This window comes from Streptomyces sp. MGP-BFMKR1 (assembly GCF_057766585.1).
Window position 1 is genome coordinate 1,384,239 of record NZ_CM173408.1, and the last position, 26,419, is coordinate 1,410,657.

Annotated in this window: 23 protein-coding genes; 10 read left to right on the plus strand and 13 right to left on the minus strand. The window is 74.9% G+C overall.

Going from position 1 to position 26,419, the window contains the following annotated elements; genetic code table 11:
• Positions 1 to 116: 116 nt before the first annotated feature.
• Positions 117 to 1,364: a glycoside hydrolase family 6 protein gene (locus tag AC3CHW_RS05270; protein WP_488469712.1), complete on the minus strand. Its 1,248-nt coding sequence runs from the start codon at positions 1,362 to 1,364 to the stop codon at positions 117 to 119.
• 362 nt (positions 1,365 to 1,726) lie between these two features.
• Between AC3CHW_RS05270 and AC3CHW_RS05275 the strand changes: the two genes are divergently transcribed.
• Positions 1,727 to 2,164, plus strand: a complete 438-nt coding sequence (locus AC3CHW_RS05275; RefSeq protein WP_359324513.1) for a (2Fe-2S) ferredoxin domain-containing protein — start codon at positions 1,727 to 1,729, stop codon at positions 2,162 to 2,164.
• Between the two features lie 281 nt (positions 2,165 to 2,445).
• On the opposite strand, the gene AC3CHW_RS05280 is transcribed toward AC3CHW_RS05275, so the two are convergent.
• The 4 genes from AC3CHW_RS05280 to AC3CHW_RS05295 form a co-directional block, all read right to left on the minus strand.
• Entirely contained in the window at positions 2,446 to 4,377 is a 1,932-nt protein-coding gene (locus AC3CHW_RS05280) for a primary-amine oxidase (protein WP_488469713.1), read from the minus strand.
• A 238-nt stretch (positions 4,378 to 4,615) separates the two neighbouring features.
• Positions 4,616 to 6,169: an APC family permease gene (locus AC3CHW_RS05285; RefSeq protein ID WP_488469714.1), complete on the minus strand. Its 1,554-nt coding sequence runs from the start codon at positions 6,167 to 6,169 to the stop codon at positions 4,616 to 4,618.
• 48 nt (positions 6,170 to 6,217) lie between these two features.
• Positions 6,218 to 7,165, minus strand: coding sequence for a hypothetical protein (locus AC3CHW_RS05290; protein WP_459249907.1), 948 nt, complete (start codon positions 7,163 to 7,165; stop codon positions 6,218 to 6,220).
• Positions 7,166 to 7,728: 563 nt separating this feature from the next.
• Positions 7,729 to 9,402, minus strand: a complete 1,674-nt coding sequence (locus AC3CHW_RS05295; protein WP_488469715.1) for an FAD-binding dehydrogenase — start codon at positions 9,400 to 9,402, stop codon at positions 7,729 to 7,731.
• 159 nt (positions 9,403 to 9,561) lie between these two features.
• On the opposite strand from AC3CHW_RS05295, the gene AC3CHW_RS05300 reads away from it, so the two are divergent.
• The 6 genes from AC3CHW_RS05300 to AC3CHW_RS05325 all read left to right on the plus strand — a co-directional run bounded on the left by AC3CHW_RS05300 (position 9,562) and on the right by AC3CHW_RS05325 (position 14,644).
• Positions 9,562 to 10,104 (plus strand): NUDIX hydrolase, encoded by a 543-nt coding sequence (locus AC3CHW_RS05300; RefSeq protein WP_217196949.1) that lies wholly within the window; start codon positions 9,562 to 9,564, stop codon positions 10,102 to 10,104.
• A gap of 261 nt (positions 10,105 to 10,365) precedes the next feature.
• Complete coding sequence (locus AC3CHW_RS05305) at positions 10,366 to 10,851, plus strand: YidH family protein (RefSeq protein WP_488469716.1); 486 nt, start codon at positions 10,366 to 10,368, stop codon at positions 10,849 to 10,851.
• The gene (locus AC3CHW_RS05310; RefSeq protein ID WP_398612374.1) at positions 10,851 to 11,162 is read left to right on the plus strand and encodes a DUF202 domain-containing protein; all 312 of its coding nucleotides are present in this window, start codon (positions 10,851 to 10,853) and stop codon (positions 11,160 to 11,162) included. Before AC3CHW_RS05305 ends, AC3CHW_RS05310 begins: the two co-directional genes overlap by 1 nt.
• A 119-nt stretch (positions 11,163 to 11,281) precedes the next feature.
• A complete protein-coding gene (locus tag AC3CHW_RS05315) occupies positions 11,282 to 12,220 on the plus strand; it encodes an MBL fold metallo-hydrolase (RefSeq protein ID WP_488469717.1) in 939 nt (312 codons plus the stop codon).
• A 125-nt stretch (positions 12,221 to 12,345) separates the two neighbouring features.
• Positions 12,346 to 13,413, plus strand: coding sequence for a phosphotransferase family protein (locus AC3CHW_RS05320; protein WP_488469718.1), 1,068 nt, complete (start codon positions 12,346 to 12,348; stop codon positions 13,411 to 13,413).
• Positions 13,414 to 13,420: 7 nt separating this feature from the next.
• Entirely contained in the window at positions 13,421 to 14,644 is a 1,224-nt protein-coding gene (locus AC3CHW_RS05325; RefSeq protein ID WP_488469719.1) for an acyl-CoA dehydrogenase family protein, read from the plus strand.
• Between the two features lie 97 nt (positions 14,645 to 14,741).
• Here AC3CHW_RS05325 and AC3CHW_RS05330 read toward each other — a convergent pair whose 3' ends face one another.
• The 4 genes from AC3CHW_RS05330 to AC3CHW_RS05345 form a co-directional block, all read right to left on the minus strand.
• Positions 14,742 to 15,341 carry a TetR/AcrR family transcriptional regulator gene (locus AC3CHW_RS05330; protein ID WP_217196953.1) on the minus strand — a complete coding sequence of 200 codons (600 nt, stop codon included), beginning with the start codon at positions 15,339 to 15,341 and terminating at the stop codon, positions 14,742 to 14,744.
• 77 nt (positions 15,342 to 15,418) lie between these two features.
• Complete coding sequence (locus tag AC3CHW_RS05335; protein WP_488469720.1) at positions 15,419 to 17,077, minus strand: class I adenylate-forming enzyme family protein; 1,659 nt, start codon at positions 17,075 to 17,077, stop codon at positions 15,419 to 15,421.
• Positions 17,078 to 17,187: 110 nt separating this feature from the next.
• Positions 17,188 to 17,955, minus strand: a complete 768-nt coding sequence (locus AC3CHW_RS05340) for an SDR family oxidoreductase (protein WP_176166531.1) — start codon at positions 17,953 to 17,955, stop codon at positions 17,188 to 17,190.
• A gap of 225 nt (positions 17,956 to 18,180) precedes the next feature.
• Positions 18,181 to 18,384 (minus strand): hypothetical protein, encoded by a 204-nt coding sequence (locus tag AC3CHW_RS05345; RefSeq protein WP_488469721.1) that lies wholly within the window; start codon positions 18,382 to 18,384, stop codon positions 18,181 to 18,183.
• Between the two features lie 427 nt (positions 18,385 to 18,811).
• On the opposite strand from AC3CHW_RS05345, the gene AC3CHW_RS05350 reads away from it, so the two are divergent.
• Positions 18,812 to 19,402 (plus strand): hypothetical protein, encoded by a 591-nt coding sequence (locus tag AC3CHW_RS05350; protein WP_488469722.1) that lies wholly within the window; start codon positions 18,812 to 18,814, stop codon positions 19,400 to 19,402.
• Positions 19,403 to 19,674: 272 nt separating this feature from the next.
• Positions 19,675 to 20,139, plus strand: a complete 465-nt coding sequence (locus AC3CHW_RS05355; protein WP_176164810.1) for a MaoC family dehydratase — start codon at positions 19,675 to 19,677, stop codon at positions 20,137 to 20,139.
• A gap of 82 nt (positions 20,140 to 20,221) precedes the next feature.
• Here the strand turns inward: AC3CHW_RS05355 and AC3CHW_RS05360 are convergent, their stop codons facing one another.
• Complete coding sequence (locus AC3CHW_RS05360; protein ID WP_398608432.1) at positions 20,222 to 20,833, minus strand: TetR/AcrR family transcriptional regulator; 612 nt, start codon at positions 20,831 to 20,833, stop codon at positions 20,222 to 20,224.
• A 234-nt stretch (positions 20,834 to 21,067) separates the two neighbouring features.
• Positions 21,068 to 22,222, minus strand: a complete 1,155-nt coding sequence (locus AC3CHW_RS05365; RefSeq protein WP_488469723.1) for an acyl-CoA dehydrogenase family protein — start codon at positions 22,220 to 22,222, stop codon at positions 21,068 to 21,070.
• Between the two features lie 69 nt (positions 22,223 to 22,291).
• On the opposite strand from AC3CHW_RS05365, the gene AC3CHW_RS05370 reads away from it, so the two are divergent.
• Entirely contained in the window at positions 22,292 to 22,936 is a 645-nt protein-coding gene (locus tag AC3CHW_RS05370; protein WP_488469724.1) for a TetR/AcrR family transcriptional regulator, read from the plus strand.
• 101 nt (positions 22,937 to 23,037) lie between these two features.
• Here AC3CHW_RS05370 and AC3CHW_RS05375 read toward each other — a convergent pair whose 3' ends face one another.
• Positions 23,038 to 24,597, minus strand: coding sequence for an alpha/beta hydrolase (locus AC3CHW_RS05375; protein WP_488469725.1), 1,560 nt, complete (start codon positions 24,595 to 24,597; stop codon positions 23,038 to 23,040).
• Positions 24,598 to 24,745: 148 nt separating this feature from the next.
• Entirely contained in the window at positions 24,746 to 25,828 is a 1,083-nt protein-coding gene (locus tag AC3CHW_RS05380) for a Zn-dependent alcohol dehydrogenase (protein ID WP_488469726.1), read from the minus strand.
• Between the last annotated feature and the right edge of the window lie 591 nt (positions 25,829 to 26,419).

Sequence of the window (26,419 nt, forward strand, 5' to 3'; positions counted from 1 at the left end):
GCGGCCCGCCTGCCTTCGCACCGGGTGGCCGCCGGAGGCCGCGGACACCGGTCGCGCCACGCGGGTCCGGTGCGCCCGGCACCGGACCCGCATGGCGTGCGCCCCCATCCGACCCGCTACCCGCCCGCGTTCCGCACCAGCTCCAGCGCGTAGGAGGGCCACCACTGCCCCGCCGGTGGGCCGCCGCGGCAGGTGCCGTCGGACTCGCCGGGGCGCTTGATCCAGAGGTAGGCGTCCACGCGGGGGTGGCCGGTTCGGGTGGTCGGGGGTTGGCCGATGGCTCGGCCGGGTGGGTTGCACCAGGTGTCGCCCAGGCCGTCGTCTTCCGCGGGGCCGCGGCCGTTGCGGGAGGTGTCGATGACGAAGTGGGCGTCGTCGAGGTGGCGGGAGAGCCGTTGGCCGTAGTCCACGCTGGCCCGCGTGGTGTGGAAGTTGGACACGTTCAGCGCGAAGCCGTCCGCGTACGCGATGCCGGCCCGCTGGAGCGAGGGCACCAGGCGGGCCGGGTCGGGTACCCAGCCCGCGTTGCCCGCGTCGAGGTAGACCCGCGTCCCCGGCAGCCCGGAGAGCGTGACCACCGCGTGCCGGAGCAGGTCGAGCCGCTCACCGCGCAGCTCGGCCGGTACGCAGCCGTCGACCACCTGGGCCACCGCGTCCGGCTCCAGGATCACCAGCGCCTCGCGGTCGCCGATGCCGGCCGCCAGGTCGTGCGCCCACCGCCGGTAGGCGGCGCCGTCGGGCGCGCCACCCGCCGAGTGGTTGCCGCAGTCCCGGTACGGAATGTGGTAGCCGACGAGTACCGGCGTCCGCCCGCTCGCCCGGGCGGACTCGGTGACGCGGTGGGCCTTCTGTCGCGGCTGGTCGCCGATCCACTCCGCGGTCGGCTGGTCCGCGAGGGCCCGGAGCAGCCTCGCCTCGGCCAACCGGCCCTCGGCGCGCCAGGCCCGTACCTGGCGGGCCGCGGCGCTGCTCGGGTCGTGCCACAACTCGCCCGAGAGGCCGTCCGGATCCGGGTCCCGGTCCGGATCCGGGTCCCAGTGCGGGTTCGGGACCCAGCCCGGGTCCGGGTCCTCGGCGCGCTCCGCGCGATGCGTTGGCCCGGCCCGATCGGTTCGATCGGCTGGGGCGGTCGGGCGGGCGTCGGCATGGTCGTCGGCGAGCGTCGGGGCGGGGGTGGTCGGGCGCGGGTCGGTGGGTCGCGGGGCGGCGACGGCGGCGGGGTGCGGCTCGGCCGCGGGGGGCGGCGCCGGGGCGGCCACGTCGTGCGGGAGGCAGCCGCCGAGCGCGAGGGCCAGCGCCGCGATCCCGCCGGTCACCGATACGCCGCGCCATGCCGACGGCCGAAGCCGGACTACCTGTCTCACCTGGGACTCCCTTGTTCGCACACGGGCTGGCCGCACACCCCTCCACGGCCGGCCCGCTGGACATGACGGAACATCAACCTTTCCCGGCTTCGCGGCGGTCGGCACCCCGGGCACCCGCCAATGGGCTGATCGGACGCGGCAGGACCCACCCACCGGGCGAGCGGGCCGCCCCGGGGCCGCGTCCCGGCGCGGGAGCACGCCCGTACCGCGCGACGCCTCCGGCCCCTCGGCTCCGGCCGCCCGCGCCCCGGCCGTGCGTGGCCGATGGGGCGCGGCCGACCGTGCGGGGAGGCGGCCGGACGTGGCCGGACGTGGCAGGCGTCTCACCCTGCTGGCCAGCGGCGCCGCGTACCATCGGTCGGATGATTTCCAACGCCGACCGGCGGGCCCCCGAGGCTCGCCGCGCCGCTTCCCGGGCCCCCCGGGCCGCCGCCGCTGCCTGCAAGGTGACCGTCTGTCGTGGCTGCTGCTGCGGCGACGCGCGCAAGGTGCCCGGCGTCGACCACGCCGGGCAGATCGCCCGGCTGCGCGAGGCGGTGGGAACCTCGGCGGCGGTACGCGCTTCGGACTGCCTCGACGTGTGCGACCAGGCCAATGTGATGGTCGTGCAGCCCTCGCCACAGGGCCGGGCGGCGGGTGGGCGGCCGGTGTGGCTCGGCCTGGTCAACGACGACGACGCACTGGCCGACATCGCCAGTTGGCTGCGCGCGGGCGGCCCGGGCATCGCCGAACCGCCCGGCGTGCTCGACCTCTACGCCTTCACGGTCTCGCGCCGGGTCCGCGAGGCCCTGGAGGACTGACGGCCCGGCCGCGCGCCCACCGCCGCGGGCCGCGCGCCACCGAGCCGGCGTGTGCCTCCCGCCCGCCCACGCCTGACCGCCCACCCACGCCCGACCACCCGCCCACGCCTGACCACGCGGCCGGAACGCACACGCCGTCGCGGCCCGGGAGCCGCGACGGCGTGCGGTGCGTCGTGATACGTCGCGCGTGCGTCGTCACGCGCGGTGCGCACCGTGCGCTTTGTTAGCTATTGCGACACTTGTTACTCATGGGAGCGCTCCCAAGTACAGCGAGGGTGTGCCTACATCTTCTGCTCGGCCGGCAGGTTCAGGGCCGGGTTGCGGTCGAAGAAGCCGGTGGGGCGGAAGGTGAAGCCGCAGTGGTCGACGGGCATGACCGGCCACTCCTCCGACCGGGGCAGGTGGGTGGGCCCGAAGGTGTGCCACACGGTCAGCTCGGTGTCCTCCAGCGACTCGCCGGCCTGCGTCCAGCGCGGCACACCCGCCTCGCCCGGGTGCTGGTTGGGGTAGTCGCCCGCCGGGTAGCGCCGGTCCTCGGCGTGCCGGGTCACCCACAGGTGCTTGGTGGCGTACGCGACGCGGCGGGTGACCGCCGCGTCGGGCTGGGCGAGGAGGACCGGACTCGGCTGCGGGATCAGCGCGTACGCCACGGGCTGGCCCACGCGGTTGCGTACGGACGGGTTGGAGATCCGCCAGTGCCGGGAGGTCGTCGGGTCGGCGAGCCGGGCGCCGTCGGCGCTGTCGGTCAGGGGCGTGGTGCGGATGGTGAACGCGTTGCCGTTCGGGTTGGCCGGGCCGGGCGGCACCGGGACCGCGTCCACCTCGTGCACGGAGTTGCGGTCGCCGTCCACCGCGACGTCGAGCCGCACGCAGAACAGGTGTTGGTGGTAGGGGGCGACCAGGCCCGGCGCGATCTCCGTGCCGTGCGGCGAGCCGGTGCCGGGTTCCACGGCGGTGGTCTGGACGATGCCGGTGGACTTCACCTCGAAGGCGAGGGAGCCGTCCTGGTGGAAGTACCAGTAGAAGGCGTAGTCGTAGTTGCCGACGGTCGCGATGTAGGAGATGACCAGTCGTCGCGCGCGGCGGCTGTGGGCGGCCATGTCGTTGAAGATGTCGGTGTGCTTCCAGAGCAGGCCGATGTCCTCCTCGTGGATGCAGATGGCGTTGGTCAACGTCTCGGGGTTGCCGAAGTCGTCGGCGACGACGGCGTCCAGGTAGTGGATCTCGCCGAGGCAGTCGCAGCCGAGTTGGAGCGCGTTGGCGTTGCGTCCCAGGGTGTACTCGCCCCCGTCCAGGAAGGCCACCCAGTTGCGGGCCTCGTCGGCCTCGCCGTACGCGACGGCCATCTCGGCGAGCGAGGCGCGGCGCAGCACCGGGCGTTCGCGGTCGCCGTCCCGGTAGGAGATCTGGTGCAGCACCAGGCCCTCGCGGCCGTTGAAGTCGATGCGCATGTTCCAGCCGAGCCAGTCGATCCGGTGCCCGGTGAGGTGGAAGGAGGGGCCGTCGGGCTGGGTGATGCGCAGCGGTCGCACGTCGGTGCGCGGCGGGCCGGTGAACTCCGGCTCGTACCGGGCGCATTCGGTGGGCACGGGCACGGCGCCGGTGTCGATCAGGCGCACGACGCGCCGCTCGATGACGTCCACGTCGGCGACGAGTCCGGCCACCGGGTGCGCCCACGCGTTGTCGGAGTTGGAGCAGCGCAGGTAGGTGGGCGAGCGCAGCAGCCGGCGCCCGGGCTCGCCGTCGATGACCAGGTCGCCGGCGGCCAGCGGGGCGACGACGGCCAGGCTGGTGTCGGTGATGCCGCGGTCGGCCATCGCGCGCTGCCAGCCCGGGTCGTTCTTGACGATCTCGTCGCAGAGGTCGAACTCGCCGAACAGGATGGGCGGTTGCCCCTCCTTCGTGGCGTCCAGGGACCGGTAGGAGAGCAGCGCCTCGGCGGTCACGTCGACGATGGCCTCGGCGGCGGCGCCGCTGGCCCGGTCGAGCAGGGTGGCCCGTACCCGGCGTACGACCGGGTCGCCAGGGCGGTGTGAGGCGACGGTGTGCCGGTCGGGCTCGTGCGGCAGGACGAGGGGGAACCGGGTGTCGTCGGTGATCTTGCCCGCCTCGGCGAGGACGCGCCGGGCGGTGGCGATCTCCTCCGCGGTCAGCGGATCGAGCGGATGCGCCAGTGCCTTCGCGTCCGAGACCGAGGATTCGCAGCAGGTCATGCGGGCTCCTTCGTGTTCGTCACGCGCGCGGGTCGCGCGTACGTCGCGGGTGTCCGTGCCGCCGGATGACGGCATGGGGGTGCCGTGGGAGCACGGCAGGTGAGAGCCACGGGCCGGTGCACCGGCGCGTTGGCGGTTTCGTGAAACGGGCATGCGGAAAAGTCGCACGGCCCAGCCGGGAATGGGTTATCGGGTGCGCGGGACGGTGGTGGTGGCGCGTCGAGCGACTAAGGCGTTTTCACGCGGCGGCGGAGGGCTTATTCGCCTTCCCTGGAGCGGTCGCGACCTTCTCCAATTGGAACGCGTGATTGCCCCTGCCTATTTCGGCGTGCACGGCGGGCCGCGCTATCCGCAGCAACCATCCGTAACCAATTCCGATCACTATGGTGGCGCCCACGACACCGGGCAGCACCCAGCGCGGGGCGGAGTCCGGCTCGGCTTCGAGGAGCACGTCGAAGTCCTTGACGGCGTAGCAGGTGATCACTATCAGCGCTCCGGCGGCAAGCCCTGAGCTGGCAATACGGGCCAGTTGGGGGCGGGCGGCGCCACGGCGTACGAAGAAGGCGACGACGGCCACGCTCGCGGTCGCCATCAGGACCATGACGCCGAGCGCGCCGACGTTGCCGCACCAGGTGAACAGGCGCAGCACCGGTACGGTCGGGTCACCGAAGCCCGTTTCGTCACTGAGCGTGAAGCTGGCAACAACTGCCACGGAAAAGAAGGTTTGAAGTGCGGACCCATAGGTGGGTGCACCACTGAACTTGCCGGTGCGGCCGAATACGGAAGGCAACAATCCCTCGCGGCCCATGGCAAAGGCATAGCGGGCCACGACGTTGTGGAAGCTGAGCATCGCGGCAAACATACCGGTCACGTAGGAGCCGTGCATGATGTTGGTGAACGTGCCACCCAAACGATCCTCGGTCAGCGCGAAGAGCATGTGCGGACCCTGCGCGTCGGCGAGCGCCACCACGCGCGAGGGGCCGGCGGCGACGCCGAGCGCCCAGGAGCTGAGGGCGAAGAGGAGGGCGGCGAAGCCCACGGCGAGGAACATCGCCCGGGCGACGACGGCCTGGGGCCGCGTGGTCTCCTCCGCGTACACCGGGGCCTGTTCGAAGCCGGTGAAGGAGGCGACGCAGAAGCACAGCGCGGTGCCGAGCCCGGCGCCGGTGAGGGTGTCGGGGTCGAAGGCGGCCGAGGAGAGGCCGTCGACGCCGGGGTCGCCGAGGCCGACCACGACGAACGTCGCCACCAACACCACCTCGACCACGAGCAGGACGCCGAGCACCCGCACGTTGAGGTCGATCTTCAACCAGCCGAGGGTCCCGACGAGCGCCACGCCGGCCAGGGCCGGGACCCACCAGCCGACACGCAGGCCGAGGTGTTCGTCGACGAGCCCGGCGACCTCGAACCCGAAGAGGCCGTAGATGCCGACCTGCAACGTGCTGTACGCGACCAGGGCGAGCACGGCCGCGGCGGCGCCGACGGTGCCGCCGAGCCCGCGGGCGATGTAGGCGTAGAAGGCGCCCGCGTTCTGCACGTGCCGGCCCATCTCCGCGTAGCCGAAGCTGAACAACATCAGCACGACGCCCAGGAGCACGAAGAGCAGCGGCTGTCCGACGATGCCCAGCACCGCGTAGGTGGTCGGCATGACGCCGGCGACGACCATCATCGGCGCGCTGGCCGCCGCCACGGACAGCAGGAGCCCGGTGGTGCCGATGCGGCCCGCGCGCAGGGCGCGCCCCCGCCCCTCGGCCGCGGTGGCCGCTCGCCCGCGTGGGCTACCCGTCTTCATGGCGGAGCGGTCCTTTCCACGGGAGTGCGGGGAGGTGCGGGGAGTGCGTCAGGGCGAGCCGAGCGCCGCGGTGCGCGCGGCGCGGAACTCCTGCTTGGGGTCGCGGTCGGCGTACGACCAGGGGGCGCGGGTGGCGTGCGGGCCGATGCGGTGGAAGAGGGCGGCGGCCTCGGCCAGGCGGCCCTCGTGGAACTTGGCGTGCGCCAGGTAGTTGAGGTCGATCTGCTGCCTCGGGTGGCCCTCGCCCTCCCACTCCAGCCACCAGTCGAAGGCGGCCTTCATCACCTGCCGGGCCTTGCGCGTGGACCAGTGCTCGGACTCGCGCGGGTCGCGGGGCAGGTGGCCGGCGGCGGCCAGGACGCGGTACCGCTCGGTGTGCGCCACCACGGGGAGCACGGCCAGCGGGGAGTCGGCCGGCGCCTGTTCGGCGGCCCAGTCGGCGAAGTCGTACACCTCGTGCAGCGGGTCGCCGCCGCCGGTGCCGCGCTCGGCGAGGTAGGTGGCCATCAGGTGGTGGGCGTGGTGGTGGTCCCGGTGCCGGGCGCGCACCTGGTCGAAGGCGCGCGCGCAGTCGTCCCCGCTGCCCAGCGTGCGGGCCGCGATGAGCTGTGCCAGCCAGGGCGAGGGGTCGGCCGGGGCCATCCGGGCGGCGGCCAGGGCCTGTTCGCGCGCCGTCGCGTAACGCGCCTTGCCGCGCACGGCGCGCAGCGCGGTCGCGCAGGCCAGCAGGGCCGCGGCGCAGGCGCTGTCGGGCTCGGCGCGCTGCCAGTCGCTGGCCCAGGAGGCGCAGGCGCTGACCTCGGCGAGGACGACGAGCCGATGTCCCCTGCGGTCCCAGTCGTCGCCGGTCTCGGCGAGCAGCGACCGCGCGGCGCCCCAGCGCCCCTGGGCGAGCGCGTTACGGGCGGCGGCCAGTGGGGCGTCGTCCAGCGCGGGGTCGAAGGCCAGTCGGTCCCTGCGCCACGGGCGGGTGAAGGGGCGTCGAGGAGGCGTCATCCGTGAAGTTCCTCCACAACGCTGTCACCTCCAGCCCCGCCGCGGCGTCAGCTCGCGCGGGGGTGCCCGGCCCATCGGTGGCCCCGGGTGCCAGCGCCGCCGACGGCGAATGATCACGGACAGCAAACCGGTAGTCACTGCTCTGCGTCAAGGCCGGAAGACGCCCCTCGGATTCCGTGACGTCCTCGTGTCCTGGGCGCTGGGCCAAACCTTCCCGAACCCTTATGCCGAACGCCCCGCGCCGGCCCCGGGTTCCCGTCGCGACGCCGCTGTTCACCGACGGTGCACCGGCGGTGTCAGCGCGCAGTCAACTCGCGGCCCGACGAGGGGCGTTGCGGCCGGCCTGCCGCGCGGTCGCACGAGGTGGGGCCCGTTTCGGCGGCGTGCCCTCCGACACGTGGCGGGGCTCGCCCTACGGACGGCGCACCGTACGCGGTGGGCGGGTGCCGGGGGTCGGCCGGCGCGGCGGGCGGTACGGGAGGTGGGCGGCGTGTCACGGCGAACGGGGGCGTGTTACGGACAACTAGGGGTCGGGTAGGGGGCGCGCCGCGCCAGGGGCGGGCCTAGTCGACCGCCGCTGCCGCCGCGCGGCCCGCCGCGCGGCCGGAGAAGAGGCAGCCGCCGAGGAAGGTGCCCTCCAGCGCGCGGTAGCCGTGGACCCCGCCGCCGCCGAACCCGGCGGCCTCCCCCGCCGCGTACAGGCCGGGCAGGGGTGAGCCGTCGTCGGTGAGCACCCGTGCGGAGAGGTCGGTCTCCAGGCCGCCCAGGGTCTTGCGGGTGAGGATGTTGAGCCGCACGGCGATCAGCGGGCCGGCCTTGGGGTCGAGCATGGGGTGCGGCGCGGCGGTGCGGATGAGGCGGTCGCCGAGATAGCCGCGGGCCCCGTGCAGGGCGGTGACCTGGAGGTCCTTGGTGAACCTGTTGGTCAGCTCGCGGTCGCGGGAGGCGAGTTCGCGGCGCAGTTCGCCCTCGTCGATGTGGCCGGACCTGCGCCGCGGGTCGGCCTCGGTCAGCTCGTTCATCCGGCGCACCAGGTCGGTCAGGTTGTGCTCGACGACGAAGTCCTCGCCACGGTCCATGAAGGCCCGCACGGGGCCCGGCACGCCGCCACCGGCCCGGCCGAGCACGCCGCGGACGCTCTTGCCCGTCAGGTCGGGGTTCTGCTCGGAGCCGGAGAGCGTGAACTCCTTCGCGATGATCTTCTGGGTGAGCAGAAACCAGGTGTAGTCGTAGCCGGTGCGCATGATGTGTTCGAGCGTGCCCAGGGTGTCGAAGCCCGGGAAGAGCGGCACCGGCAGCCGCTTGCCGAGCGCGTCCACCCACAGCGGGGACGGCCCGGACAGGATGCGGATGCCGTGCCGGGGCCAGATCGGGTCCCAGTTGGCGACGCCCTCGGTGTAGTGCCACATCCGGTCGCGGTTGATCAGGCGGGCGCCGGCCCGCTCGGCGACGCCCAGCATGGCCCCGTCCACGTACTCGGGCACCCCGGAGATCAGGTGTGCCGGCGGCATGCCGAGGCGGCGGGGCCAGTTGCGGCGCACCAGTTCGTGGTTGCCGCCGATGCCGCCCGAGGTGACGATGACCGCTTGGGCCCGCAGTTCGAAGGCGCCGGTGACCTCGCGACCGCTGGGCGTGCCGCGCGCGGCGCCGGAGGGCGCCAGCACCTCGCCGCTGACGGTGTCCAGGTCGCCGCCGGTGCTGGTGAGTCCGGTGACCCGGTGCCGGAACCGGAGGCGGACCAGGCCGCGTTCCACGCCGGCGCGCACCCGCCGCTCGAAGGGCGCGACCAGGCCGGGCCCGGTGCCCCAGGTGATGTGGAAGCGGGGTACCGAGTTGCCGTGTCCGGTGGCGTCGTAGCCGCCGCGCTCGGCCCAGCCGACGACGGGGAAGAACCGCACGCCCAGCGCGCGCAGCCAGGCCCGCTTCTCACCGGACGCGAAGTCCACGTACGCCTTGGCCCAGCGGCGCGGCCAGCGGTCCTCGGGGCGGTCGAAGCCGGCCGTGCCCTGCCAGTCCTGCCAGGCCAGCGCGTGGCTGTCGCGGATGCGCAGCCGACGCTGCTCGGGCGAGTCGACCAGGAAGAGGCCGCCGAAGGACCAGTGCGCCTGCCCGCCGAGCGAGGCTTCGGGCTCCTGGTCGAGCAGGATGACCGTGCGCCCCGCGTCGACCAGTTCGGCGGTGGCGGCGAGCCCCGCGAGTCCCGCTCCGACCACGATGACATCAGCGTCGTACGCCATGGTTTCCGTCCTCGTCGGGGCCCGCCCCTGCGGCACCTGGCCCGGTGGCCTGCGCCGGGCCGGGCGCCCGTCGCCCGCCCGATCCTCGTTACCCGCTGGTATGGCGTCAACCGTCCGGACGGGGTCTTCGCGTGGTGGCGGTGCTGGTTGGATGGCCGCATGGCTGATGAGACGCCCCGGTCGGCGGATGAGGTACTGGACGTCGTGGACGAGCGTGACCAGGTGGTGGGCCAGGCGCCACGCGGCGAGGTCTACGCCCGCGGGCTGCGGCACCGCTGCGTGTTCATCCTGGCCAGGGACGCCGCCGGCCGTGTCTTCGTACACCGGCGCACCGAGCGCAAGCTCGTCTTCCCGGGGCTGTACGACATGTTCGTGGGCGGCGTGGTGGGGGCGGGCGAGTCGTACGAGGAGGCCGCGCTGCGCGAGGCCGAGGAGGAGTTGGGCGTCAGCGGGCTGCCCGCGCCGACGCCGCTGTTCGCCTTCTGCTTCGAGCGCCCGGGCAAGTCCTGGTGGTGCCACGTGTACGAGGTGCGCTGCGATCTGCCGGTCGACCCGCAGGTGGAGGAGGTCGCCTGGCACGCCTTCCTCACCGAGGAGGAGTTGGCGGCCAGGCTGGGCGAGTGGGAGTGGGTGCCGGACGGCGCGGAGGCGTACGAGCGGCTGTTGGCCTGGCGGGCCGCCCGACCGGCGGACGCGGGCTGACGGGGCCGGGGGCCCGACGGCGTACGGGGCCCGGGCCTGACGCCGAACGAGGTCGAGCAGGGGCGGGGCCTGGTGGCGCCGGGACGGGGACTGGGGCGCGCCGGGGACGCGCCGGTGGGCGCGCCGGGGGCGGGCCGGTGACGCGGGGGTGATCGGGCGGCGAGGCGTCGGGGTCCGGGCCGTGCGCGCGGGTGGCCTCGGGGCGCCGAGCGGAGTGGGCGGGGCTAGGCTCGGCGGCATGAACGTTCATGCTCTGCCGTCATGACCTCCCGCGATGCCCCTTCGCCCGCCGGCCAGGCACCCGGCGGGCCCGGCCGCGACCGGGAGGACGCGCCGGCCGGCCGGCGCGGGCGCTGGCGGGCCGCGCGCGCGGAGGTCGGGCTGTGGTGGGCGCCGGCCCAGGTGCGGGCCGAGGGCCGGACGCCCGACTACCGGTTCTCGCTCGCCAACGAGCGCACGTTCCTGGCCTGGCTGCGCACGGCGCTCGCGCTGATCGGCGGGGGCTTCGCGGTGGACCAGTTCCTGCCGGACCAGGACCGGCCGCTGCGCACCGTGCTGGCGATCGCGCTGCTGGTGGGCGGCGCGCTGTGCGCGCTGCGCGCGGTCAACCACTGGCTGCGCTGCGAGCGGGCCATGCGCCGCGGCGACGACCTGCCCATCTCGCGCTTCCCGACCGTCCTCGCGCTGGCGGTGGGCCTGATGTCGGTGGTGATGGTGCTGGTCGTGGCGCTGGGCGGGGTCGGCTAGTGGACCGGCCGGCGCGCGATCCGGGCCTCCAGCCGGAGCGGACCCGGATGGCGTGGCGGCGGACGACGCTCACGGGCGCCGTGGTGGGCGTGTTGGCCGGCCGGCAGGCGGTGGTCGAGGGGCCACGGCCGCTGGCGGTGCTGGCGGTGGCGCTGGCCGGGCTGGTGTGGCTGGCGCTGCTGGCCGTGGGGCAGCGCCGCATCCGGGCCCTGGCCGCGCCACGGCCGCCCGCGCTGTCCCCACGGGCGGCCGTGGCCGCGGCCGGGTGCGCCGCGCTGCTGAGCGTGCTGGGCGTCGGCATGTTGCGGTAGCCCGGGCGTGCGCCGGCGCACTCGCGCGGCGCGGGCCGGGAGTGCGGAGGTGCCCTTTCGGACGGGGTACTCGGCTGCGACGCTGAGCCGGCCAACTCGCAGGATTCCGGGAGGACACGATGTCCCACAGCAGCGCCGCCAGCTGGGCGGCGGCCACCGAGCCCTACTCCGTCCAACTGGCCGCGGGCGTCCACGCGTACGTCCAGCCGGACGGCGGCTGGTGCCTGAACAACGCGGGGTACGTCAGCGACGGGCGCAGCACGGTGATGGTGGACACGGCGGCGACGGAGCGGCGGGCGCGGGCGCTGCGCGAGACGGTGCTCGCCAGCGGGGCGCCGTTGCCGCGGGTGCTGGTGAACACCCACCACCACGGCGACCACACCTACGGCAACTGGGTCTTCCTGCCCGAGGCCACCACCGTGGGACACGCCGCGTGCCGCGCCGAGACGCTGGCCAACGGGCGCCAGTTGCACGCGATCTGGCCCGAGGTGGACTTCGGCACCATCGAGATCGCCCCGCCCACGCTCACCTACACCGACTCGCTGACCCTGTACGTCGGCGAGATCGAGGTGCGGTTGCACCACCCGGGCGTCGCGCACACCAGGGGCGACACCATCGTGTGGCTGCCGGAGCAGCGCGTCGTCTACACCGGTGACCTGGTCTTCCACGGCGGCACCCCGTTCGTGCTGATGGGCTCGCTGGCCGGCTCGCTCGCCGCCGTGGAGCGGTTGCGGGCGCTGGGCGCGGAGACGGTCGTGCCGGGGCACGGGCCGATCACCGGGCCCGAGGTGTACGACACGGTGGAGCGCTACCTGCGGTACGTGGCCGAGCTGGCCGAGCGTGGGCACAAGGAGGGCCGTACGCCGCTGGAGGTGGCGCGCGCGGCCGACCTCGGCGAGTTCGCCGCGTTGCGCGAGAGCGAGCGGCTGGTGGCCAACCTGCACCGGGCCTACGCGGAGCTGGAGGGGCTGCCGCCGGGCGCCCCGCTGGACGTGGCGGCGGCCTTCGCCGACATGGCGGTGCTCAACGGCGGTCGCCCGGTGGCCTGCCACGCCTGAGCCGGGCCGATCACGGGAATCGCTGGACTCCATACCGACTGGTCGGCATCATGAGCGGGGTCCGCTGATCCCGGTGTCCGCCGATCTTCGCGGGCCCCGCCCCCGACCCACCGGAGGAAGACCCGATGAGCGCAGGCAGCCCACCCCCGGGGCCCCCGGCCGCCGACGACCCCGGGGCCGCCGCTCCCCCGGGACTCGACCTGGCGCGGGTGCGGGCCTTCGTGGAGCGCGCGCGGCCCGGCCTGGTGGACGGGCCGCTGCGGGCCCGTCTCATCGAGGGCGGCCGGTCCAACCTCACCTACGCCGTCACCGACGGGGCCACCCGGTGGGTCCTGCGCCGCCCGCCACTGGGCCACGTGCTGGCCACCGCGCACGACATGGGGCGCGAGTACCGGGTCATCAGCGCCCTGCACCCGACGCGCGTGCCGGTGCCCGAGCCGCTGGCGCTGTGCGCGGACGAGTCGGTGACCGGCTCACCGTTCTACGTCATGGAGCACGTCGACGGCGTCCCGTACCGCAGCGCCGAACAGCTCGCCGAGCTGGGCCCGCAGGCCACCCGGGAGCTGCTGTTCGACCTGGTGGACACGCTGGTGGAGCTGCACGCGGTGGACCCGGCCGCGGTGGGGCTGGCCGACTTCGGCCGGCCCGACGGCTACCTGGAGCGCCAGCTCCGGCGCTGGAGCAAGCAGTTGGCGCACTCCACCAGTCGGGAGCTGGCCGGCGTCGAGGAGTTGCTGAGCGGACTGACCCGGGCGCTGCCCGCCTCGCCGGCGCCGACCGTGCTGCACGGCGACTACCGCCTGGACAACGTGCTGGTCGGCGCGGACCGCGCCATCGCCGCCGTCCTGGACTGGGAGATGTCCACGCTCGGCGACCCGCTGACGGATCTGGGCCTGCTCGCGATGTACACGGAGCTGCCCGAGGTGCCGAACTCCCCGCTCAGCACCGTGCGCGGCGCCCCCGGGCACCCGTCGGGCGCCGAGCTGATCGAGCGGTACGCGGCGCGCTCGGGCCGCGACGTGGGCCGCGTCGCGTGGTACGTCGCGTTCGCGTTCTTCAAGCTCGCCGTGATCGCGGAGGGCATCCACTACCGCTACACGCTCGGGCAGACCGTGGGCGCCGGGTTCGACCGGGTCGGCGCGCTGGTCCCGCTGCTCGTCGACCGCGGCCTGACCACCCTTGAGGAGGGCTGAGAGCGCCATGGACTTCGCCTACGACGCCCGCACCGAGGAGCTGCGCGGCGCGCTGCTGGCCTTCATGGACGAGCACGTCTACCCGGCCGAGGCCACCGCGCGCGAGCAGCGCGCCGCGCAGGCCGACCCGTGGGTGCCGCCGCCGGTGGTGGCCGAGTTGCGGCGGGAGGCGCGCGAGCGCGGGCTGTGGAACCTGTTCCTGCCCGGCACGGAGCACGGGGCGGGGCTGACCAACGCGCAGTACGCGCCGCTCGCGGAGATCACCGGCCGCAGCCCGCAACTGGCCCCCACCGCGCTGAACTGCGCCGCGCCCGACACCGGGAACATGGAGCTGCTCGCCGAGTTCGGCAGTCCTGAGCAGCGGGAGCGCTGGCTCAGGCCGCTGCTCGCCGGCGAGATCCGGTCCGCGTTCGCGATGACCGAACCGGACGTGGCCTCGTCGGACGCCACCAACATCGAGACCCGGATCGAGCGCGACGGCGACACGTACGTCATCACCGGCCGCAAGTGGTACATCTCCGGCGCGCTGCACCCGGACTGCCAGGTGTTCATCGTGATGGGCAAGACCGACCCGGACGGGGCCGACCCCCGGCGCCAGCAGTCGATGGTGCTGGTGCCGCGCGACACGCCGGGCGTCGAGATCCGCCGGGCCATGCGGGTCTACGGGTACGCCGACCACTACCACGGCGGCCACGCCGAGGTCGTCTTCGACCGGGTGCGGGTGCCGGCGGACCACCTGATCGGTGAGGAGGGCGGCGGCTTCGCCATCGCCCAGGCCCGGTTGGGCCCCGGCCGCATCCACCACTGCATGCGGCTGATCGGCATGGCCGAGCGCGCCATCGAGCTGATGTGCCGCCGCGCCCTGTCCCGTACGGCGTTCGGCAAGCCGCTGGCCGCGCAGGGCCAGGTGCAGGCGTGGATCGCCGACGCGCGGGTGAGCGTGGAGCAGTTGCGGCTGCTGGTGCTCAAGACCGCCTGGCTGATGGACACGGTCGGCAACCGGGGCGCGCACACCGAGATCCAGGCCATCAAGATCGCCACGCCGCGTACGGTGGCCGACATCATCGACCAGGCGGTGCAGTTGCACGGTGGCGGCGGCGTGGGCCAGGACTTCCCGCTGGCCGAGCTGTGGGCCGCCGCGCGCACCCTGCGACTGGCCGACGGCCCCGACGAGGTGCACCAGCGCTCGCTGGCCCGCCGCGAGTTGAAGCGGTACGCGACCGGGGACTGAGCCGCCCCTCCCCGGGCGGCCCGCGCACGCCCGGGCCGCCGGGGGGGGGGCCGCCGGCACCGGCTCCTGGGGCGCGGGCTCGCGGGGTGGGACTGGCTTAGGGGCGCAGGGCGCGCAGCAGCAGGTCGGCCAGGTGGTCGGCGACCTGCTGCGGGGTGAGCGGGCCGTCGGGCCGGTACCAGGTGCCCAGGTGGTGCACGGAGCCGAAGTGGTAGTCCACCACCAGGTCGGCGGGGGTGGCGTCGCTGAAGACGCCGGAGCGCTGGCCCTCCTCGATCAGCGCCCGGAACCGCTCGTGGTAGCGGCGCCGCTCGGCCCGCACCTGCTTGTGCTTCTCGGGGCTGAGCTGGTGCATGGACCGGAAGAAGATCTTCGTGTCGTCGAGGTTCTCGATGGTGGTGACCACGACGTCGGCGGCGGCGTCCCGCAGGCGCCGCTGCACGGGCGCGTCCGCGTCCGCGAGCGCGTCGAGCCGCTCCTGTTGCAGGCGCAGCACCCGCCCGTACACCTCGTGCAGCAGGTCGTCCTTGGAGCCGAAGTAGTGGTAGAGCGCGCCCTTGGTGACGCCCGCGGCCTCCACGATCTCCTGCACCGAGGTGCGGTCGTAGCCCCGTTCGGCGAAGAGCCTGGTGGCGGCCTCCAGCAGCCGTCGCGGCACCGGCACCGCTCTCGCGTCGCCGTCCGTCGCCCTGGTCATCGCCGCCACCTGCCCCTCGTTCCGTACCACCGCGGCCCGCCCGCCTGTCGTGCGCTGCCCGAGCCGCGCCCGGCGGCTCACCCCGCGGCGCGCAGCTCCCGCCGGAGGATCTTCCCACTCGTCGTCTTCGGCAGCTCCGGCAGTATCTCCACTACGCGGGGGTATTTGTACGCGGCCAGCCGGTGCGCGCAGTAGGCCACGAGGTCGCCGGGCGCCGTGTCGTGCCCGGCGCGCAGGCTCACGTACGCCTTGACCGACTCGCCGCGGTAGGCGTCGGGCACGCCGACCACGGCCGCCTCCCGCACGGCGGGGTGGGTGTACAGGACGTCCTCCACCTCGCGCGGCCAGACCTTGAACCCGGAGGCGTTGATCATGTCCTTCTTGCGGTCCACGACGTACAGCCAGCCCTGCCGGTCCATGAACCCGACGTCGCCGGTGCGCAGTTCGCCGCCGGGCAGCGCGGCCTCGCTCTCCCTGGGTCGGCGCCAGTAGCCGGGCACGACCATCGGGCCGCGCACGGCGATCTCCCCCAGCTCGCCGAACGGCACTTCGGCGCCGGTCTCGTCCAGGACGCGCACCACCGTGTCGGGCCCCGGGACGCCGACGGCCAGGGTGCCCGAGGCCGGGTCGACGGGGGCCCGCCGGCCGGGCGGGACGCTGGCGCAGGGGGCGCTGCACTCGGTGAGGCCGTAACCGTTGTGCAGGTAGGGGCCGAGGCGCTCCTCGAAGGCGGTCACCAGGGCGGGCGGCAGCGGCGCGCCGCCCGAGGAGATGACCGCGAAGGAGGCGAAGTGCTCGCGGGTGGCCTCCGGGCGGGCCAGCAGGGCCATGAACGCGGTGGCGGGCCCGACGGTGTAGGCGGGGCGGTGCTCGGCGAACGCGTCCAGGACCACGCCCGGGTGGAACCGGTAGGCGAGCGCGAGCGTGCCGCCGGCGGCGAGGCAGGCGGACAGCTCGCAGACCAGGCCGGTGATGTGGAACAAGGGAGCCAGCGCGAAGGAGGTGGAGCCGGCCGGCAGCTCGTGCCCGACGCGCTGCCGCTCCGCGTTGTAGACCAGGTTGCCGTGGGTGTTGGTGGCGCCCTTGGGCGCGCCGCTGGTGCCGGAGGTGTAGCAGATCAACGCCGGGTCGCCGGGGGCCGGCTCGGGCGCGGCGGGCGGGGTGGGCGCGGTGGGCGGGCCGCTGGCCGCGGCCAGCAGGTCGGTGGCGTCCGCGGGCGGGGCAGGCCGGTCGGCGGGCAGTACCCGCGCGTCGTCGCGGCGTTGGAACTGCGACTCGCGGGCCGTCAGCACGACGCGTACGGGCGAGCCGGCGGCCGTCTCGCGCAGGTACGCCTCCCACGCCAGGTCCGCGCAGACCAGCGCGCTCACCTCGGCGTCGGCCAGGATGTGCGCGCACTCGGCCGCCTTGTACATCGGGTTGACCGGCACGGCGATGCCGCCGGCCTTCCAGGTGGCGAGCAGGGCCAGCACGAAGTGCGGCGAGTTCTGCAACACGATGGCCAGCCGCTCGCCCGGCCGGAAGCCGCGGGCGGCCAGGTGCGCGGCGAGCGCGTCCGAGAGCCGGTCCACCTCCCGGTAGCTGAGTCGCCCGTCGAAGTAGGCCAGCGCGGTGCGTTCGGGCGTGGCGCGGGCGGAGTCCCGGAAGGCGTGCAGCACGCTGGGCCGCGGGCTGACCGGGCGGCGCTGGGCCGCGTTGAGCTGGGACAGCCAGGGCTGGTCCTGGTAGGAGGTCATCGGCCACTCCTGGTCGGTCGGTCGGCCGCGCCTGGCGGGCGCGGGGCTCGGTAGCGGGCTCCCGGGTGCGTCGCTGGCGGCGGGTGCCCGGCGGCGGGGCCCGCCGGGGGTCACCGCCCGGCCGCGCCGGGGAGCTGTTCGACCTTCCGCTGGAGGTGGTTGATGCTCTCCAGCCAGCGGTCGGGCGCGGTGGCGCGGGCGGCGTAGTAGTCGGCCACCTCGGGGTGCGGCAGGATCAGGAAGCGTTCCTCGGCGATGCCCTGGAAGAGGGCGTCGGCGACCGCCTCCGGCTCGATGGCGGTGGGCGCGAGCACCAGTTCGCCGGTGGGCCCGGTGCCGGCCAGCATGTCCGTGCGGACGCCCTGCGGGCAGATCGCGTGCACCCGGATGCCCCGGTGCCGGTAGGTGGCGGAGAGCCATTCGGCGAAGGCGTACGCGGCGTGCTTGGAGACGCTGTACGGGGCGGAGCCGACCATGGTGAGCAGGCCGGCGGCGGAGACGGTGGACACGAACCGGCCGTGCCCGCGCTCCAGCCAACCGGGGACCAGCTCGCGGGCCGCGCGGACATGGGCCATCACGTTGACGTCCCAGGCCGCCGCCCACAGCGCCTCCTCCGCCTCGGGGCCGCCGACCGGGGCGACGCCGGCGTTGGCGCAGAAGACGTCGACGGCGCCGCCGAGCGCGTCCCGCGCGGCGGGCAGCGCCTTCGACGCGTCGCCCGGTACGGCGGTGCCGTCGATCTCGGCGGCCACGGCCCGCGCCTTGTCGGCGTCGATGTCGTTGACCACGACCCGGGCGCCGCGCGCGGCGAAGCCCCTGGCGAGCGCGGCCCCGATGCCGCCGCCCGCCCCGGTCACGACCACTCCCGCGCCCCGCATGGTCTCCACGATGTGCCTCTCCCCTGGTCCCAGCCGCCGGCGACGTACGCGCGGGCCCCGACAGCCCGCTGTCCGCCAGCCGGCCGACCGCCGCGTACGCCGCGTACGCCGCGCGCTCAGCGCAGACTAACCGGTCGGTATGGCGTACGAAAGGGTGCGGGGGACGCCGGTCGGCGGGGCGGCTGGCCGGGCCGGAGGCCGGCCGGGAGCCGCGCCCGTGGCGGGTCAGCGCGCCGCGCTCACGCGCCGCTCGTGCTCGGCGGCGAGGCAGCGCCACAGCACGTTGAGCGGGTGGTCCGGGGCCAGCGCCGCCCGCTCCCCGCGCCGGGCGAACGCGCCGGAGAGTACCCGGAGTTCGGGCCCCGTCTCGTCGACCAGCGTGAGGGGCGCAGGCGGAGTGGAGCCGGGACCCGGCGGCGCGGGCGTCACCCTTGCGGTGGCGCCCGCGCCGCCGTGCGTGGCCGGTGCCCGTCGCGCCCTCAACTCGGGCGCGCGGCCTCGCCCCGGCGCCCGGTTCCCAGTGGCGCGCCGGACCGGTGCGGTTTGCCCGGGATGCGCGCGGGTAGCCGCCGACGAGGTCGCCATAGCGGTCGCGTACGGGTATCAGCCCCCGGGCTCAGCCGTACGGGCGAGCGACACGGCTCACGGCGACCGGGCGTCACACGGGCGCGGCGGTGCCGTCCGCCCCGCCGCGGACGACGCCGCGCCACGGCGCTCGCGCCGCGGCCCCCTGCGGGCGCGGGGCGGGTCCACGGGCGGAACGCGCTGGAAGACCGAGCAGAAAGATGGAGCCAAATCGCGGCGGGCCACGTCCATTGAGCATCGGGTCTGGTCCGCATGTCGGAGGTGGGATGCTTTGGCCGGTTTCAGAGCACTGGCACGAGAGGTTCGCGATCCACGGAACAGCGTCGCGCTGCGGCGCACCTCGCTCCGTAAATGCCTGGAGCGCTTCGCCCCGTACGGGCACCGCGCCACCTGGCACCACCTGTGCGTCCGCACCGGGATGCGGCCGGGAGACCGCGATCCCGATCCGGCGCGCCTGGTGGCGGCGCTGACGGAGCTTGAGGAGGCGCGGGAGGTGTGGCTCGCCTACGAGGCCGAGTTCGCCGCCCGGCGCAGGCGCGAGAAGCACGACGGAGTACGCCAACCGGGCGCCCTCGACGACTGGCACCGACTCACCTGGGGCGGCTGCGAGGTCGTTCGGTGCGCCGACCCCGAGACGCACCCCGCCGCGCCGCTGCCGCAGGTGCTGCGGCAGGTCATCGCGGCCATGGAGGCGCCGGACGAGGCGGCCAGCGGCTGCCCCGTGTGCGGGCAGGACCGCATGATCTGGCAGGGGCTCGCCGGCCGCGCCTGGGAGCCCGGGCCGGTCTGCGCGAGCTGCGGCATCGTGGTGCCGCGCCCGGTCGCCGCGCCCAGGGCCCCCGCGATGGCGGGCGCGCGCTGAGCGCCGCGTGGCGAGCGGCGCGCCGCTCGGGGTGGGGCCTGGCGGTGCGCCGCTCGGCGTGTGCCGGGCGGGCCGGGGCGGTTGCCGGGCCGCGCCCGCACCGGCCGGCTCCCGCCCGGTGGCGCACGCCCGCGCGTCCCGGGGCACGTTGACAGTCCCGCCCCGGGCGCAGCATGCTGAGCAACCGCTTAGTCCACGGAGTACGGGCGCGGGCGCTCCCCGTGTCGGTACGTGCGCCGCCAGCACGGCACGGCACCACGGGAGGCATCGCCATGGCACCACCCCGGATCTTCACCTCACTCGACGAACTGCGCTCCGCGGTCGGCACCGAGTTCGGGCCGAGCGACTGGCTGGAGGTCGACCAGCGGCGGATCGACCTGTTCGCCGAGGCGACCGGGGACCACCAGTGGATTCACGTGGACCCGGAGCGGGCCGCGACCGGCCCGTTCGGCACGACCATCGCGCACGGCTACCTGACGCTGTCGCTGGTGCCCGCGTTCATGCCGCGACTCTGGCGCGTCGAGGGCGTCCGGATGGGCGTGAACTACGGCGTGAACAAGGTGCGCTTCCCGGCCCCGGTGCCGGTCGGCTCGCGACTGCGCGCGACGGCGAAGATCACGGAGGTCGCCGAGGTCAGGGACGGCGTCCAACTCACCACGGTCATCACGATCGAGCGCGAGGGCGGCGGCGAACGCCCGGTGTGCGTCGCGGAGTCGGTCGCCCGCTTCTCCCACTAGCCGCCACGGCGGCCTCCGCCGCACCCCGGGTTACGTGCCCGTCGCCCCTGGGCTGGGCTACCTGCCCGCCGCGCCCCGTGGGCTACGCGCCCACCATGCGCAGGGCCAGGGCCGCGTACGAGTCGCCCACCTCGTCCGGACCGCGGCGGCCCTCCGTGCTGAACCAGCGGGCCACGTCGATGCAGAGGGACAGGACGGCCAGGGTCGTGCCCGGCACGTCGGTGACGTCGAAGTCGCCGGAGCGCACGCCGTCCTCGATGATGCCGCGCACCGCCGCGTCGGTGGCCCGGCGCATGCCCACGATCTCGGCCCGGTGCTCGGGGCTCAGCGCGTCCAGTTCGTATTGCACCACGCGCGCCGTGGTGTGGTGCTCGGCGTGCCAGCGGACGAAGGAGCGGACGGCGTCGGCCAGCCGCTCGGCCGGGCTGCCGTCGGCGAGCGCCGGGCGCTCCAGGATGTCGAGCGCGAGCCGGTGGCCGACCAGGCTGATCTGGTAGAGCAGTTCTTCCTTGGTCTTGTAGTGGATGTAGAGCGCGGCCGGGCTCATGCCCGCGCGGCTGGCGATGTCGCGGGTGGTCGTGGCGTGGTAGCCGCGCTCGGCGAACGCCTGCACCGCGGCGATGACCAGCCGCCGGGCGGCGTCCGGGGCGATGTCGGCCCACTCTTCCTCGGACTGCTGCGCCTGCGCGCTCATGCAAGGCCCCGCTCTGCCAGCCCGCCACGGACCCTCCGCGACGGGAGGCTCACCCTACCGCGCGGGTGAGCGGTCGCTTAGGCTCACGTTCCGCGCCGCCGGGTCACGGCGCCACCGCCGCGACGGCTATCCGGCAGCGGTCCGACAGCGGCTTGGCCCGGATCCGACGACGTTCGGGTCGCGGGTCGCGGTCCGGTACGGTCGCCGCTGCTCCGAACACGCCCACGTAACCGGTCAGAACGCGGCGACGCCGGTCAGCTCGCGGCCGATCAGGAGCTTCTGGATCTGGCTGGTGCCCTCGTACAGGGTCATCACACGCGCGTCCCGCAGCAGCTTGCCCACCGGGTACGCGTCCACGTAGCCGTAGCCGCCGAAGACCTGGAGCGCGTTGTTGGCGCACCGTACGGCCGCCTCGCTGGCGTAGAGCTTGGCCACCGACGACTGGGTCGCGAACGGCAGTCCGCGCTCGATGTGGTCGGCCACCTGCCAGGTCAGCAGGCGGGCGGCGGCCACGTCGACGGCGATGTCGGCGAGCAGTTCCTGTACGAGTTGGTGGTGGGCGATGGTCTTACCGCCGAACTGCTCGCGCTCGCCCGCGTAGGCCACCGCAGCGTCCAGGCACGCCTGGGCGATGCCCACACAGCCGGCCGCGACCGACATCCGGCCCTTGGCCAGCGCCGACATGGCGACCCTGAAGCCCTGGCCCTCCTCGCCGACCAGCGCCGACGCGGGCACCCGCACCCCGTCGAAGGTCAGCTCAGCGGTGGCCTGGCCGCGCAGCCCGAGCTTGCCGTGGATCTCGCTGCGGCCGAGCCCCGGCGTGTCGGTGGGCACCAGGAAGGCGCTGATGCCCCGGTGGCCGGGCTCGGGCCCGGTGCGGGCGAAGAGCAACACCACGTCGGCCCAGGTGCCGTTGGTGATGAACGTCTTGGTGCCGTCGATCACGTACGACGCGCCGTCGCGCACCGCGCGGGTGGTCAGCGAGGCGGCGTCCGATCCGGTGCCGGGCTCGGTGAGCCCGAAGCAGCCCACGGCCTCGCCCGCGCACAGCCGCGGCAGCCACTCCCGTTTCTGCGCCTCGCTCCCCCAGGCGGCGATGGACTTGGCGCACAGGCCGAGCGAGACCGACAGGATGCCGCGCACCGCCGAGTCGCCGCGCCCGAGTTCCTCGGTGACCAGCGCGTACGAGAGGTGGTCGCCGTCGGAGCCGCCGTAGCGGGCCGGGATGGTGAGGCCGAGGAAGCCGAGCGCGCCCAGCTTGGGCACGATGGCCCGGTCGACCTGCTCGGCGCGGTCCCACGCGGCGGCGTGCGGCGCGACCTCCCGGTCGATGAAGTCCTTGGCCAGTTGGCGCACCGCGCCCTGCTCGTCCGTGAGCTCCAGGTCCATGTCGCCGCCCCAGGGAGTGCGCGTAGCTAGCAGCGCTAGTTTTTGTGTGGCGGCTCTACTATGTGGCGCATGGCCCGCCCCCGCAAGCCCCTGCTGAGCCGCGAGAGAATCGTCACGGCCGCCCTCGCCCTCGTGGACGCCGAGGGCTTGCAGGCCGTCTCGACCCGCCGGCTCGCCGCCGAACTCGGGGTCAGCGGACCGTCGTTGTACAACCACTTCCCGACCAAGGACGAGATCCTGGACGCGGTCGCGGACACCGTGGTCGCCGAGGTCGACCTGTCGATGTTCGACGCGGGGCGCGACGGCCCGGACCACTGGCGCCCGGCGCTGCTCGCCTGGGCCCGCTCGTACCGGGCGGCGCTCACCGCCCACCCGCACATCGTGCCGCTGCTGGCCCAGGGGCCCGGGCGGCGGCCGACGGGACTGCGGATGGCCGACGCGGTGTTCGGCGCGATGGTGCGGGCGGGGTGGCCGCCCGCCCACGCGACGCGGGTGGGGGCGCTGATGCGCTACTTCGTCACCGGGTCCGCGCTCGGCTCCTTCGCCCGCGGCTTCGTGGACGACCCACGGGCGTACGACCCGGCGGCCTATCCGCACCTGGGCCAGGCGCACCTGCTGGCCGAGCGGCAACAGCAGGTGGACGAGGGCGCGTTCGAGACGGGCCTGACGGCCCTGCTGGACGGGCTCGAGCTTCAGTTCCAGCGGCTGACCTGAGCCGGGCACGGGACCGGGACCCGACACGGGCAGAGCGGGCGGGTCGGGGCTCTCCGCCCCGACCCGCCCGGCGCGCGGGCGCTACCGCCCGTCGGCGCGCGCTACTTCCGGCAGGTCACGTCCGACCCGGGCAGCCTGCCCGTCCGCAGGTAGGCGTTGACCTGGTCGTCCACGCAGGCGTTGCCGTACTCGCCGAACACCCCGTGGTGGTTGGCGCCCTCCAGGGTCAGCAGCCGGGAGCTGGGCAGCATGCCGCGCAGGGCCTTGCTGCCCTGGTAGGAGGTGCGGGGGTCGCCGGTGGCGGCCACGATGAGCGCCGGGGTGTCGCGCTCCACCCGGACCGGGGCCTCGCGCGGCATGTCCGGCCAGAACGCGCAGGGGTTGACGTTGTTGGCCATCGGACCCATCAGCGGGTAACGGTCCCGGCTGCGCTGGACGTCGCGCCAGTACACCTCGGGGTCGCGCGGCGCCGTCCCGTCGCCGCACAGGATGGCGACCTGCGCGCTGCCGTACCGCGACAGCTTGCCTGTCAGGGCGAAGTCCAGCATCTCCGCCAACTCGGGCGTCGGCTCGACGCGCTCGCCGCGCGCCGCGCGGGCGAGCACCGAGAGCTGACCGGCGAGCGCGTGCCGGGCCGGGTCGCGGTCGTCGGCGGCGCCGGCGAAGGCGACCATCGGCACCGTCGCGTCGTCCACCCGGTACGCGTCCGGGCCCGAGCCGACCACCAGCGGGCGCACCGCCGCGGCCCGCGCGGTGCGCTCGACGGTGCGCAGCACCCGAGGCCCACTGGTGCCGAGGCCGTAGGTCGCGTGGTGCCGAGCGGTCCACGCGGCCCAGGCGCGCAGCGCCCGGTCCCCGATCTCCTCCCGGCCCTTGAGCAGGCGGGGCCGGTACTCGCGCGGGTCGATGGCCCCGTCGAGCACCACCCGGTCGGAGCGGCCCGGGAACATCTGGGTGTAGGCGGTGCCCAGGTAGGTGCCGTACGAGTAGCCCAGGTAGGAGATCTTCCGCTCGCCCAGCACGCCGCGTACGACGTCCATGTCGCGGGCCGTGTTGCGGGTGGTGACGTGCGGCAGGACGGCACCGTGTCGGGTGGAACAGCGGCTGGCCAGGTCCTTCTGGTGGGCGACCTGCCGGTCGAAGGTGGCCCGGGTCATGCCGGCCGAGACCAGCGCGCTGCCGACGGGCCAGCCGCAGTCCAGCGGGGTGCTGCGGCCGACGAACCGGGGGTCGAGGCCGATCAGGTCGTAGCGGGCGGCGTTGTCGCGCATCGCGGTCCGCGCCGCCAGCGGGCTGGTGAGCGAGGGGCCGCCGGGGCCGCCGTCGTTGAAGACGATCGGGCCGACGCGGTGGGCGGTGTCGGTGGCCCTGATCCGGGAGAGGGCGACGGTGATGGTGCGACCGGTGGGGCGCGCGTAGTCCAGCGGGACCGTGATGTCGGCGCACTGGGCGCCGGCCTTCTCCAGTTGCCGCCCGTCCTCGTCGTCGGGCCCGAGCACGCAACTCCTCCACTGCGGGCGCTGGTCGTAGAAGCGGGCGAGTTCGCTCGTCGCGGCGGGCGGGCCGCCGTGGGCTGCGGCCGGTAAGACGGCCGTGGGCACGGTGGCCAGACAGGTGGCGAGCGCTATGCCCGCCACCGCCGGCCTTGTCATCGCATGCATGACAGCACGCTAGGACGCGCGCCCGGGGCCGCTCACTGGTGCTGTCCCCCGCCTCGGGAAGGGGGACAGCACCAGCATGCGGGGCGCGGGGGCGACCGCCGCCGTGCCGACAACCGCCGTACGGGGCGCTCCCGTTGCCGACGGCGCGTCAGAAGACGATGAGCGCCCGGCCGCCGCGGCCCGCGAGCATGGCGTCGAAGGCCGCCGGGATGCCTTCGAGCCCGATCCGGTCGGTGACCAGGGCCGACAGGTCGAGCCGTCCCGCGCGCACGTGCTCCGCGATGGCCGGCAGGTCGCGGACCGGGTCGCTGTTGCCGTAGACGCAGCCGGAGAGGGTGCGGCCGAAGTAGAAGAGTTCCAGCGCGGAGAACGTCACCTGCTGGTCCTTGCCACCGATGCCCACGACGGTGGTCCGGCCGCCGCGCCGGGTGCTGGTCCAGGCGGCGCGGATGGTGTCCGCGCGGCCCACGCACTCGATGGCCACGTCGGCGCCGTACCCCTCGGTGAGGGCGCGCACCCGCTTGCCCGTGTCGTCGCCCGCTATCAGGAAGTCCGTCGCGCCGGCGGCTCTGGCGAGTTCCTCCTTCTCGGGCGAGATGTCGACGGCGATCAGCGGTCCCGCGCCGGCGATCCGCGCGCACTGGAGCACCGCGAGGCCCACCCCGCCGACGCCGAAGACCACGACCGACTCGCCCTCGACGACCTTGGCCGCGTGGAAGACGGCCCCGTACCCGGTGAGCACCGCGCAGCCGAGCAGCGCCGCGTCCACCAGCGGCACGCCGTCCGGCAGCGGCAGCACCGCGTGCGCGGGCACCACGGTCTCCTCGGCGAACGCCGCGGTGCCAAGGCCCGGGTAGAGGGCGGTGGAGTCGGCCGCGAGGGTGGCGTACGGGGTGTCGGCCGCGGCGCCCGCGTGGGCGCACAGCCACGGCTCGTCCAGCGCGCAGAAGTGACAGTTCCCGCACGAGGGTGCCCAGTTCAGGACGACGCGGTCGCCGGTGTCCACCGTTGTGACGCCCTCGCCCACGGCGCTGACGACCCCGGCCCCCTCGTGCCCGAGCACGGCCGGCGCCTGCTGCCGCAGCGTGCCGTTGGACAGCGACAGGTCGGAGTGGCACACGCCGGCGGCGGTGAGCTTGACCCGGACCTGTCCGGGGCCCGGCTTCGGGAGGTCGATCTCGGTGATCTCCAGCGGAGCGTTGACTGCGGTGAGTACAGCGGCGCGAACCACGGTTTCTCCTAGGGGCACAGGCACGGTGTGGGGGTGGGGCGTTGGCCCGCCCCCGTCGCCAGCGGGCCGATGGACCCGGCGCCGACGGGGTGGGCGGACGGACGGGGTGCTCCGGCGTGCGCGGGTGCGCACGCCGGTTCGAGCAACACGACGGTGCGGATCGTACGGCGACGGAGCGGCCCAGCACAGCGTGCGCCCGGCCGTACCGGACGGTCCGGTTCGGTTATGTCCGGTGCGCTACGGTGCGGGCGCGCTCACGGCGGGCAGGCGGCCGGCCCGGGGTACGGGTGGGCGGTCGGGCGTACGCGGCGCGCACGGGCGGACGGACGGGGCGGGCGGAGCGGGCGTACGAGACGGGGCGGCGCCGGGTCGCCGGGCGCCGGGTGGGGCGGGTCTGTCGGGGCGCGGGGCGGGCGAGCGGGGGCCGGCGGGGCGTACGGGGCGCCCCGCGCTCGGGTGGCGGGGCGTACGGGGCGCCCCGCGCTCGGGTGGCGGCGCTCGGCGGGCGGCGGCCGGCGCGCCACGCCACCGCCCAGCCCGGCCGGGCCCGCCGCCGCCGTCGGGGCGCGGCGCCGGGGCGTGCGGGAAGGC